Raw genomic sequence first — 11,962 nt, 5'->3', positions numbered from 1 at the left:
TCCCAGATCGGGGCACTACGGACAGCGTGCGGATCGCTGTGGTGCTGGTCCTCGTGGGTCTCCTCGCCGCGGGCTGCGGCGACGGCGGCCGGCGCGACGCCGCCTCGGCCACGGCGACCCGGCTGCTGACGGCGGTCCGCGACGGCGACGGCGCCACCGCCTGCCGGCTGCTCGCACCCGGGACCGTCAGCGCCCTGGAGCGGTCCGCCGACGCCCCGTGCGCCGCCGCGATCCTCGACCAGGACCTGCCCGCCCCCGACGCGGTGCGCCACGTCGACGTGTACGGGCAATGGGCCCGCGTCGTGCACGCCGGCGACACCGAGTTCCTGGCGGTGTTCCCGGGCGGCTGGCGGGTCGTGGCGGCGGGCTGCCAGTCCCGCGGCGAACGCCCGTACCAGTGCGCCGTGGAAGGAGACTGAGATGCGGCTGATGTTCGTGCTGTGCCTGACGGTCGTCGGCGCCGGTCTCGCCTACGTCATCACGATCGGACTGCTGCACCGGTGAGCGGGGCACGGCGGGTCCTGCGTGAGCACGCGCTCGGCGTGGTGTTCGGCGTCCTGTTCGTCCTCGCCCTGGTCGGCCAAGGCCTCGCCGGGCACGCCGACTTCAACCAGCAGCAGGTCACCGACGGTCTCCTGCCGGTCTCCCTCGGCCGGTACCTGACGTCGGCGGACTTCGCGGTGGACGTCGCGGAGAACTGGCAGTCGGAGTATCTGCAGTTCTCCCTGTACATCCTGGCGACGGTCTGGCTGTTGCAGAAGGGATCCCCGGAGTCCAAGCCGCTCGACCAGCCCGGCACCGAGTCCGACAAGGACCAGCTGGTCGGTGCCTTCGCCCGCGACGACTCACCCGCCTGGGCCCGCACGACCGGCTGGCGCCTGCACCTGCTGTCCAACTCCCTCGGCCTCGTCATGGGCGGCATCTTCGCGCTGTCGTGGCTCGCCCAGTCGATCGCCGGCGTGGCCGCCTTCAACGAACGCCAGCTCAGCCACCGCCAGCCCCCCGTCTCCTGGGCCGCCTACCTGACCGAACCCGACTTCTGGAACCGCACCCTGCAAAACTGGCAGTCCGAGCTCCTCGCCGTCTTCTCGATGGTGATCCTCTCCGTCTACCTGCGCCAACGAGGCTCCCCAGAGTCCAAACCCGTCGGCGCCTCCCACACCTCCACCGGCATCGAAGGCTGAGGGAAACAACGTGGCCGACGACTGCGTCAACGCGTTCGCGCGGCTGGTCGGGATCCCGGTCGGCGACCTGGCGGCACTGCTCGGCCTGCATGCACTTCGTACTGAGAGGCGAGTCTTGTGGATGGCATACCGATCACCCTCAGCCCGTACGATCCGCAATGGGCTGTGCTGTTCGAGCAGGAGCGGATCAGCCTCGGCGCGGCTCTGGCGCGATGGCTGGCCGGGCCGGTCGAGCACATCGGTTCCACATCGGTTCCCGGCCTGGCAGCAAAGCCGATCATCGACATGATGGCGCCGGTGCGGAGCCTGTCAGAGGCGGCAGCCGCCATCGACGTTGTGACCGCGCTCGGCTACCGCAACGGCGTGCACCGTCCGGAGGAAGCGCACTACTTCTTCAAACCGGCGACCGACAATTGGTGGGAGCGCAACTTCCACCTTCATCTCACAGAGCCGACCTCTCTGCTGTGGCGGCGACGAGTCGTGTTCCGCGATGCGCTGCGGTGCCGGGCGGATTACCGGTCCAGGTACGAGCAACTCAAGCGCGATCTCGCGCACGCTCACGGTGCCGACCTCATGGCCTACGCGCGCAACAAGGACGACTTCGTCAACGAGGTCCTCGGCGTGCGCGACAGGACGCAAGCTCCGACCGTCAGTTATCCCCGCAGACCGTGACGGCCTCCGACACCGGACGGATAATGCAGAGCGGATCCTCGGTCCACTGGGAGGCGAGGATCAGGGGCAGTGCATGCCGTCTTTAATCGTGCTTCTGTGCTAGCCAGCGATGCTCGTGCCGGCTGCCACAACTGGCTCGGGCGCCGAATCCTCGATGTCGATGTGCTGCCCAGGTGGGCGATCGATCCAGCAGGGTCCTTGCCTACTCCGACGGGCCATCCTGTCGTCCTGCGTGGTCCACAGCACCATGTCCAAGAGCCGGAGGTCGGAGACGTCCTTCGCCTCGGGCACGGTCGGAGCAACCACGCGGCGGAGTTCAGTGAGTTCGGCGGCGTGCGTCGCGAGACCCCGTGCCAACGCGCCAACGACGGTCTCGATGCGCTCGCGCCGGGTGAGCCCTCGCTGCACCGTGCCAACAGAGAAGGCGTCCCGGTCGTACCCGAATGCCTCAGCAACGTGACCATCGAGCACCGGAACGCTGTTCGGGCGGTACAGCGCAGCCAGCTTTGTGGCCTTCGGACCCCAGACACCGCGGAACCCGAAGCAGCAGACGTCGACTACGGCAATGGTTTCGTCGCTGTCCATCCTCTGCAGGTCGCGGCCGGGCGGCACTTTCGCCAGGCGTCCGGCGAAGTCGCGGCGAAGGCTGCGGTCGAACGCGGCGACGTTGTCGAGCGTCACCTGACCGTTCAACGCGTTTGCGTACAGCAGCGACCAGCTTGTAACGGAGTCGAACATGCCCAAGCGCCGCGCGTGATGCGCGCCAAGATCGTAGCTACTCCAGCCACTCCCCGGCGTCGTGCAATACGCGAGCAGTCGACGCGCAGCCCCAGCAACCGGGATCGGGCCGAGCACGTTCCCCGGGAAACCGCGGGTGACGTCGAGGACAGCGTCAGAAGGCGGGAAGTCCACGCCAGGAACCTACCCGCCGGCGTAGAACGGCCGCCGCCACCAACGTCTCACATCGATTGTCGGATCGGTCGAGAGACCGCCCCTCCGCACGCAGCGCGCGAGCTGCATCGCCGAGACCCACCAGTGCGGACATGTCGGGGAAGTGCCGGCCCGGCTCGAAGTGCAGGTCGACCCAACCTCGTGGATGGGTGTTGAGCGGAGGTCTGCCACGCACTATTTTCCCAGCGCCCTGACCTGCCGTCGGCATGGTTGTGGTTCCGTATGGTGACTGACGACATGTTCGCGCGGCTGTCCGATCACCCGGCGGCGACTGGGGGACAGGGCTGCACCATAAGCGCCGTAACCCTAGCGGCCGGATCACGGATAGATGAGGATGCCGTCGGTCGATGAAGTCGGTCAGTGCGAGGATCGACGGCGTGTCTGAGGAGCAAATGCCGCCCGTGGTCCGAGAGGTGCTGGTCGACGAGGATGCCGTGACGACCGATCCGGCGCTGCCTGCGTTCCTGGCGCCGCCAGAGGACGCGCCCGCGTACCACGGGTTTCCGGTCGTCGCGGAGTCCGAGGTCGACGGGTGGCGGCTCGGCATGATCAGCGGTTTCGGGGTCGAGGGCGACGGATACGTCATCGCACCCGACGACGGGCGTGCGGGGCTGCTCTGGACTGCCGAGGGCGCGGGATACTTCCGGGCCGGGCATCCGCACAGTTCTGCGATGAAGTGTGCGGGCCGGACGAGTACACGTGGGGGGTCTTCTCGGTGGGCGTGAGGCTGCCGCTACGCGGCCCCGGCGACGCGCGTGCCTTCCTGGCGGCTTTGGTACCGCGGCTGCGCCCGTTCTGGGCGGCGCGGACGGCGCGCCCGTTGGAGGCCGGTCAGCTCGACCCGGCGTCCGGCCCCCGGCCGAACGGGGTGCAGGCGGGGAACCAGCCGTAGTCCTGCAGCGGCCACGGCTCGTCGAGGACGAGTCCCCAGAGCTGGCCGGCGGTGGACAGGTGGCGGCGGCGGTGTCATTCGCGGGCCGGCAGGACCGCGCAACTCGATCGCCTGACGGAGACGGCCGGCGACCGCCGCATGCCGCGTCACAGTCCACAAATCGCACACCGGCCCGTTGAACGACATCAACAGCCCACCCGCCCGAGCCACAACCGCATCAAGCGCGACCCGACCCACGCCCGCCTCCAACGTGGCCGACATGCTTCCCCGGCGCTCGCACGGCGGCTACTTGCGTCGCCCTGCTCGAGCCTCGCCTTGTGTCGAAGCATGTGGGGCATGCTTCGGACTGAGGCCGTCGGCAAGGGCGGAGGTTCGCCGTGGGAGCGGTCACGTTGCTACTCGCCCGGAACTGCGGGCCGGTGTGCACGCCGAACGGCACACGGCAGCCGTACCGTCCGGACAGCTGCACGCGACATCGACCCAGCAGTCGTCGCCGCCGTGCCCGACTGAGGCACTATCGCGTGGTAGGCGTTGTTGGCATGAAAATAAAAAGGAGCACCATGACGATCGACGCGGCTATCCCGACACAGCCAAGGACGAGCCCTGTCATCGCCTTGCCGTGGTCGTTCGAGCTGCGTAGCCCAGGTCTGCTTAATACGACAGCAGCGATTCCAAATAGACCTCCCATGCCGAAACAAACCGACAACGGAATGGATGCGATGGCTAGTACCAGTGACGCGATGGCGGTCGTGCGCGTATCACGACCGGGTGCCGTCGATGGCGCAGACGGCAGCGGCAGCACTCGCACGGTCGGGGATGACAGCGCCCTGGGATCCCAGCGGAACTGCAGCGGAAGATCTGCAAGCTGACTCATGAGCTCATCCGCCGTCTTCGCTGCGGTCACGATGCTCATCCGCTGCTCGAATTCGGGCAGGTCGAGATAGCCCTCCTGAAGGGCATTGCTCAAAAGGTCGAGGACATGAGTCCGTTGTGCGTTCCCGACGCGTTCGTTCATCTGGTTTCACCTGGCACGGGCGGATTCTCCCAGAACGCACCCTGACGCCGCGTCCCCCGATTTACCGACGACAAGAGTACCCTTGGCCAAATTTTCAACGAATCATCGGCGCCCTCCGGGACGTTCCGCAGGTCCGCGCACGATGCATGCACCGAGATCACGCCCGACCCGGACGAATACGTGCACGGCGGGGCGCACCCGGCGGTGGACCGGACCGGACCTGGCCGACCCAACCGCTGACGACCGGAACTCGCCGACCGTGCCGCGCTCGCGGCCTCCGGCGATCCCCGCTCTGAAGGTCATGGCCGCGGCCGATCAGCGGCCGTAGGAGTGCGGACCGCCCAGCCAGCGGCTCAGATACTCCGACTGGATTTCGCCGGTCAGCAGATCAGCCAGTGCGGTGGCGAATCCGGCTCCGTACTGCTCCCAGAGCGGGCCTTCCTCTTTGAACATGACGGGCCAGTTGTCGGGGGCCGTGCCAGGTTTGACGTGCCAGAAGAGGAAGTCGCCGTTCCCGGTGTGTCCCCAGGAGATCAGATCGTCGCCGGGCTCGAACCATGAGGGAATGTCTTCCCGGTCCGGGTTCCAATGCGACGCGTCACCCAGATGCCAGTCCCGCCGCCAGTTGCCCAGCCCGAAGAACTCCGTGCCGACGCACTCGTGCGCGTAGGAGTTGTGCCCGACCAGGTCTGCCCATTCCTCGGCCGCGCCGGGGGCGCACACGTGGACATGGTCATCGACCGAACCCGGGCCGTAAGCGTCGATGAATGCCTTGTAGTCGCCAGGCAGTGTGACGCCGAGTTCGGTCTCCACCGCCGACCAGTCCTTGCCGTTCCCGGCGGAATCGGCCAGGGCCGGCAGATCCAGGATTTCAGCCAGATGCGCGGCAGCCTCGGTCGGCGTCCGCCGCGTTTCGGCGAGGTCTGCGACGGAGCGCTCGCCGGACACGATGTCGTCCGGCCGGAGCAGGTCACCGCCGGTGCCGCTCACGATGGCGTACGACTCGGTGAGATCTACGACGACCAGTTCCACGTCGCGCTGCCGTCGGCCATGCTCCTCGCAGGCCAGGCGGAAGCGTTCACCCGGCCGTGCCCAGTGCCGCGGGTGATACCCCGGCTCGCCCTCCAGCCGCCACCCGTCCGGGACGGTCTCGACGGAATCAACGGAGAACTCGAAACGCTCAATACGCACAGTCCGTATCGTGCATGACCTTCGGAACCCGGGCCGTACCGCCCCACCGCCCGATGAAATGCCCTCACGAACCCGTTCCGGCGGTTCCTCGGACGAACGAAGCTGGTGCAACGCCAATCGTGCAGAAGCACGCGAGGTCCTGGGCTGGCGGCCCCGGCCGATCGAGGAGACGATCCTGGACACCGCGGCCAGCCTGGCCGGCCTGGGCCTGCTCCGAGACGCGTAGCCAGCCCTTCATCCGGTTGCCACGCTGGTCTGCGTCTCGAGCTCGGCCAGGAACGTCTCGGCGCGGCGGGCGAAGAGGTGGGCCCCCCGTTCGCCGGATCGGACCCGGGCTTCGTCGGCGGCGGCTCGGACGACGTCGACGGGTTCGCCGCGGGCGTGCAGCAGGCGCGCGCAGCAACAGGAGAAGTCCTTCGGCATAGCGCTGGCCGTGGGCCTTGATGGCCTGGTCGGCCCGGTCGAGGGCGGTCGCGGCCTTGTCCGGCATCTCGGCTGCCAGCCACATCTCGGCGACCAGTCCGTACCAGTAGGCGAGGCCCCATCGTGGCGGGTCGTGCAAGGTCGCGGTCAGGAGATGTTCGGCCTTGGCCGCGTTGCCGGCCGGGTCGTCGCCGGTGAGGGCACGGGCCCAGTACCAGTCCAGCCGTATGTAGGCTTCCTGCGCGACGCCGGGAAGGTCGGCGCTGGCCGCGACCCACCGCTCGGTCGCTTGCATCGCCCAGGCCGCATCACCGGCCATCGAGGCGGCCATGGTCTGGTAGCGGGTCCAGCCCGACATCTCAAAAGCGTCTCCCTCGGCCTGGTACACCGTGCCGAGCAGGGACCGCGCCGTCTCGACATCGCCCTGCAGCGCGGTGATCACGGCCAGATAACCGACCCACTCATCCGGGATCCGCCAGCGTCCGAGGTCATGGCGGCATCGAATCGGGGCACCCCCGACCTGGCTGGCAAGGTGGTACAGGCTTTCTTGAGCCGGCCCTGGGTGCGGGTCGGCGGAGTTCGCGAGCAGCGAGGCAACGCCGTCCGCAGTGGTATGGCCCAGCCAGCTGAAACACTGATACGCCGCGCCGATCTCGCCGATGTCCCAGTGGTACAGGCCCCAGGCCTGCCGGCCGTACGCCTGGATGATCGGGTCCGCGGACGCCTGGCCTGGCTCATGCAGCCGGCGAGCCCACATCCCACGGTCTTTCTCGGTGCTGACGTAGGCCCCGGTCATCCGAAAGAAGAGAAACTCGGCGGCGGCCGTCTCGCGGCCGAGTTTGCCGGCAAGATATGCGCCCCGTTCCAGCAGATCGAACGTCGAGCCGCCAAATCCCGGGGGCTCGACGGCGAGGAGGTTGTGCAGCGACAGGACGGACAGTTCCAGCTCCAGCAGCCCTGCGGTCCGGGCGATCTGGACGGCCGACTCCAGGTTCCGATAGGCGGCTGCGAACGCGAGCTTGGTTGCCGCGCGGCGACCGGCGCGCGCCAGTGCCTTCGCGGTGCGACCCGGGTCGGCCAGGGGTCCGGCGCCCCGCAGGTGGTAGGCGAGGCGTTCGGCGACGGACTCGTCGTCCGCATGGATGTGTTCGAGGGCGTCGGCGACGCGTAGATGCAGCTGGACGGACTGCTGCAGCGCAGTGGTCTCGGTGACCGACTCGCGGACCAGGTCGTGCGCGAAGCGCCACGAGAACGGGTCTTCCGGCTTGGTCTCCAGGAGACCGAGTGCTTGCAGCGGTTCGAGGCGTTCGAGGCAGTCCGCGATGTCGACGCCGATCGCGCGGGCGAGCAGGTCGAGGTCCAGGTCGTGGCCGATGACCGCGGCGATGCGCAGCAGGCTGTGAGCGCTGTCGTCGAGACCGGTCATCCGATCGCGGACGACGTCTCGCACGGTGCCCGGCACCCCGGCCCGTGGTGATGCGCCGCCGTCGCCGAGCGAGCCGCCGTCGCTGAGCAGCCGGGACAGCTCCTGGACGAAGAACGGATTGCCGGCGGTGCGGACATGGATGTCGCGGGCGACCTCGGCACCGGGATCGTGGCCGGTTTCGCGGCGGATGAGCTCGGTCACGTCGGTCAAGCCGAGCGGGCCGAGCCGGATCCTGCGGTGACCGGGCAGCCGGCTGGCCTCAGCCAGTACCCGCGACAGGCTGGAGCCGGGGGTGGGTGCGCGATCGCGCAGCGCACCGATGATCACCGTGCCGGCGGGTAAGCGGCCCGCCAGGTGGCCGAACAGCTGGAGCGAGGCGGCGTCGGCCCACTGCAGGTCATCGACGATCAGCAGCATGGGCCGTGGCGCCGAGGCCTGCCCGACGACGGTGACGACCTGCTCGAACAGCCGGAACTGCGCACCGCTGTCGAGAATCGCCGGCGCGGCCGCATAATCGTCGTCTCGCGATTCGAGGAGGCCGCCGACCTCACTGGCGAGCCACTTCTCCCGCAACGGCGCGGGCAGGCTGTCGAGAATCGGGCGGAGCGTCTGCTCCCAGGGCCGCATCGACGGTGTTCCATCGCCTTCCAGACATGAACCCCACACGACCAGCACGCCACGCCGGCTCGCTTCGGTGGCGATCTCTCGCACCAGGCGGGTCTTGCCCACGCCCGGCTCGCCTTCGACGATGCGGAGCGCCGGGCGGCCGGTGAACGCCATCTCGACGGCTTGCCGCAGTACGGCGAGCTCCTCGGCCCGGCCGACCAGCCCAGCTGCCGTTCGCACCGACGCGCCGTCACCCCCACCGTCCGTACGCGCCACGAGCGGCGACGCCGAGGGCTGCGACAGCACTCGCAGGTGTGCGGCTTGCAGCTCCGGGCCAGGATCGATACCGAGCTCGTCGGCAAGGCGGGCGCGGAACTCGCGGAACAACGACAGTGCCTCCGTCTGACGTCCCGCCGCCCCGAGCGTGGAGATGAGGCTGGCATGGACGGGTTCGTGGAACGGCGCCATCGAAGCGGCCAGCTGCAACGCCGCCAGCACCCGTGCCGGTCGGCGCAGCGACACGGCCAGTTCGGCCGCTTCAGTGCACGCGGCGTAGAACCCCTCGTCGATGGCGGCGAAGATCGGCAGCGCGGTTGACCTGTGCGTGAACCCGTCGCCCGCACGGCCCCGCCAGAGGCCGAGCGATTCGACATAGCGATCGAGCGCCACTTCAAGGCGTTGCTGTGCGAGGGCCTCCTTGGCCGTCTCGACGAGCTCCCGGAAGGTGACGAGATCCAGGGTGCCAGGGGGCGCGGTGAACAGGTAGGCGTTTCCGCGGCGGTGCAGGTAGGAACCGTGTGTACGGGCGGGGACCGCGGGCTCGAGCAGTCGCCGCAACGCGCCGACGTACTTGTGGATGACGTTGAGCGCACTGCTGGGGACCTCGTGGTCCCAGATCAGGTCCATCAGCTTGCTCGTGCCGACCGGCCTACCCACCCGGGCCAGCAGCAAGGCCAGCAGATAAGCCTGCTGCCGGGGACCGGCATCCATTTCGGCACCGTCGCACCACACCCGCAACGGACCAAGGACCTGAAGGCGTATGGGAACGCCACTGGCCGGCCGATCTTCGTTGCCCGGCCGGACAGGTTGACCGGGCAGAGCCACGCCGACTCCCGGACGATACGACAATTGCCAGCTAACAACCGCGAAAGTCGCATCCTAGCAGGGCGAAACCTGCCAGGACCACGGTCGATGGCGCTTGCGTCGTTTCTGAACAGGGTGGGCGTGGCGCGCCCGCTCGGTAAGGTACGCCCAATGCTCAAGGTGTCGCGACGGCGTTCAAGCCCGCCCGGGCCCGCCGGCGAACGGTCAACGCACCGCACCTGGTCGCACTCGTCCGCGCCGACCCACGGAAGGACTCTCCAATGACCGAGCTGAACCCGGAACGCGCCCGGCAGGCGATCGTCGAGTACACCCGACGCCTGGCGGAATCGGCCGCCGCGGCCGGACCCGACGCCGCCGTGCCGACGGCCCCGGAGTGGACCGTCACCGACCTGGTCGAGCACGTGGGCCAGACCCAGCACTGGGTCGCGGAGATCATCGAGCGGCGCATCACCGACCCCACCCAGCTGCCCACGGAGATGGCCGTGCTCCCCGCCGACCCCAGCGAGTGGCAGGCGTGGCTGTCGGAGTCCGCGCAGCGGGTCGCGACCGCCTGCTCCGACGACGCACTCGACGCCCCGGTGTTCAACGCCGCGGGCGACGAGCGCTCCGGGACGCAGTTCTGGATGTCCAGCATGCTCAACGAGACCGTCGTCCACGGCTTCGACGCAGCCAACGCGGCGAACCGGCCGACCGACATCGACGCCGACATCGCAGCCGCGCTCATCAGCAACCACCTCACGATGCTCACCTCCCCCACGTGGGAGATGCGGCGATCCGAGTCCGCCCAAGCCCTCCGAGGCACCGGCCAGACCCTGCAGTGGCTGGCCACCGACACCCCGGCCGACACCGGCGCCTGGCTCGTCGAACGACGCCCCGACCGCGCGACATGGCAGCCCGGAACCCACCAGGCCGACGTGACAATGACCGGCCCGGCGGGATCACTGCTCCTGACCTTGACCCGACGACTCCCCCTCACCGACCACGAAGCCACCGGCATCACCATCAACGGCGACACCACCCTCGCCCAGCACTGGCTCGACAACACCGCCCACGCCGCCGACTGACAACTGGTTCACACCGCAGCCGATGTACGCCCCGTGCTTTCAAGTCCGGGAGAACGACGCGGAGCAGTGGTTCCGGCGAGGCGGCGAGCTTACCGACGAAGGCGGCCCGGCCGAGGCTGAAGCGCTGGCACTGCTGAGGCAGGCGGCAGAGTGCGGCGACGGCCCGGCGTACTGGATCGTGATGCGCTACTGCCACCACACAGCCGGGCCGCGCGAGAGACAACCACGGCCTACGAATCGGCGACCTCCCCGGAGGAACGGCCGTTGTGGGTCCTCCTCCCCGCCGACGCGTGGCAGCTCGACGCATCGGTGCTACCGGTCGACTGACCGCCGATCAGGCGCCTCGAACAATGGCGTCGAGGATCGTTTGGGCGATGCGTGCGGCATCGTCAGGTGCGACTGTCCTGTCGCCGGCGGGATTGTCCGTACGTGCGATCAGAACCATCTGTCGAAGCTGCTCTCCAAGTGCGACCGCGCCGGCGCGGTCGAGATCGGTCCTCAGCCATCGCAGCCATTCCGCGATCAGGCCCGCCTCATACCCGTCCTGCCCTGGTCGCAGCGGACTGCGATCGGACAACAGGCCGATCGCAGTCGCAAGCCGCGCATGTGGTGAGTCGTGACCGTCCAGCGCCAGACCTCGTTCGTCGGACAGGTTCATCCCGTTCTGTTCCGATGTGAGGACGTTGAACAGCACCGGTCCGCCGGCCGCGGGCAATGGCCGCACCTGGGCATCGGAGCTGATGTCCAGTCCTACGTCCACGCGCGATGCGTAGCCGGGGTCGTCAACCCGGACGATCACCCGCTGGGAACCTGTCCGCCCGATCCGTTGCGTCCATCTCCGGAGCCCTTCGATGTCACCGACACAGATGGTGTAGCCCTCAAGATCGAGGTCGCCATCGAAGACGAGCGCTCCGAGCACAGGCATCGATTCCGACCAGAACGACACCCGGGTGTGAGCGACCTGCCCACGCGTCTTGACCACCACATGCCGCCCGTCGGCATCGGCAGGGCCGTCGTTCCGTTCCAGTTCCGGCCAGCCGGTCGACCCCACGATGAGCACACCGTGGTTCGCGTACACCTCGACCGCGCCCGTCAGCACCTGTAACCAACCTTCGCAACGAACTGCGCGGGCAGGACGCCACCCACAACTGGTGCCCAGACCATAAAGCCTATGCCCGAAGCCTCCTGATCAAGGGCGCAATTCTCAGAAGTAGCCGCCGAGCGAGCGCAGAATCTCGCCGATGGTGGCGACGCTTCGTGCGCAGTTCTGGGCCTACCCGAGACCCGGGGACGGGCGCTCGCTCAAGGCTCCCCTCTAGGTCAAGGGGTTGGGCGGCGAATCGCGGCATGGCGATCATGGATCAGGACGAGTTCTGGGCAATCGTCGATCGCGCCCGTGAGGGCGTCGATGACACCCGAACCGCCGAGGGTTCC

The 11,962-nt window shown here is 68.5% G+C and carries 10 protein-coding genes; 5 read left to right on the top strand and 5 right to left on the bottom strand.

Going from position 1 to position 11,962, the window contains the following annotated elements:
- Positions 1-26: 26 nt before the first annotated feature.
- From AB0I21_RS50495 to AB0I21_RS50485, 3 genes are all read left to right on the top strand, one after another.
- Complete coding sequence (locus AB0I21_RS50495) at positions 27-419, top strand: hypothetical protein (protein ID WP_360572123.1); 393 nt, start codon at positions 27-29, stop codon at positions 417-419.
- Positions 420-500: 81 nt separating this feature from the next.
- A complete protein-coding gene (locus AB0I21_RS50490; RefSeq protein ID WP_360572121.1) occupies positions 501-1,184 on the top strand; it encodes a DUF6766 family protein in 684 nt (227 codons plus the stop codon).
- 117 nt (positions 1,185-1,301) lie between these two features.
- The gene (locus AB0I21_RS50485; protein WP_360572119.1) at positions 1,302-1,856 is read left to right on the top strand and encodes a GrpB family protein; all 555 of its coding nucleotides are present in this window, start codon (positions 1,302-1,304) and stop codon (positions 1,854-1,856) included.
- A gap of 99 nt (positions 1,857-1,955) precedes the next feature.
- Here AB0I21_RS50485 and AB0I21_RS50480 read toward each other — a convergent pair whose 3' ends face one another.
- Positions 1,956-2,768 (bottom strand): DUF6308 family protein, encoded by an 813-nt coding sequence (locus AB0I21_RS50480; protein WP_360572117.1) that lies wholly within the window; start codon positions 2,766-2,768, stop codon positions 1,956-1,958.
- Positions 2,769-3,184: 416 nt separating this feature from the next.
- On the opposite strand from AB0I21_RS50480, the gene AB0I21_RS50475 reads away from it, so the two are divergent.
- On the top strand, positions 3,185-3,532 hold the full coding sequence (locus tag AB0I21_RS50475; protein ID WP_360572115.1) for a hypothetical protein: 348 nt from the start codon (positions 3,185-3,187) through the stop codon (positions 3,530-3,532).
- Between the two features lie 681 nt (positions 3,533-4,213).
- Here AB0I21_RS50475 and AB0I21_RS50470 read toward each other — a convergent pair.
- From AB0I21_RS50470 to AB0I21_RS50460, 3 genes are all read right to left on the bottom strand, one after another.
- Complete coding sequence (locus AB0I21_RS50470) at positions 4,214-4,714, bottom strand: DUF1707 and DUF4190 domain-containing protein (protein ID WP_360572113.1); 501 nt, start codon at positions 4,712-4,714, stop codon at positions 4,214-4,216.
- Between the two features lie 315 nt (positions 4,715-5,029).
- On the bottom strand, positions 5,030-5,905 hold the full coding sequence (locus AB0I21_RS50465; protein WP_360572111.1) for an SMI1/KNR4 family protein: 876 nt from the start codon (positions 5,903-5,905) through the stop codon (positions 5,030-5,032).
- 64 nt (positions 5,906-5,969) lie between these two features.
- Complete coding sequence (locus tag AB0I21_RS50460) at positions 5,970-9,350, bottom strand: AAA family ATPase (RefSeq protein WP_360572109.1); 3,381 nt, start codon at positions 9,348-9,350, stop codon at positions 5,970-5,972.
- 374 nt (positions 9,351-9,724) lie between these two features.
- On the opposite strand from AB0I21_RS50460, the gene AB0I21_RS50455 reads away from it, so the two are divergent.
- On the top strand, positions 9,725-10,528 hold the full coding sequence (locus tag AB0I21_RS50455) for a maleylpyruvate isomerase family mycothiol-dependent enzyme (RefSeq protein WP_360572108.1): 804 nt from the start codon (positions 9,725-9,727) through the stop codon (positions 10,526-10,528).
- Positions 10,529-10,862: 334 nt separating this feature from the next.
- Here AB0I21_RS50455 and AB0I21_RS50450 read toward each other — a convergent pair whose 3' ends face one another.
- Positions 10,863-11,627, bottom strand: coding sequence for a hypothetical protein (locus tag AB0I21_RS50450; protein WP_360572106.1), 765 nt, complete (start codon positions 11,625-11,627; stop codon positions 10,863-10,865).
- Positions 11,628-11,962: the final 335 nt, after the last annotated feature.

The organism is Dactylosporangium sp. NPDC050588, from assembly GCF_040654975.1.
Lineage (GTDB): Bacteria > Actinomycetota > Actinomycetes > Mycobacteriales > Micromonosporaceae > Dactylosporangium > Dactylosporangium maewongense.
This window is presented reverse-complemented; position numbering and strand designations above follow the sequence as displayed.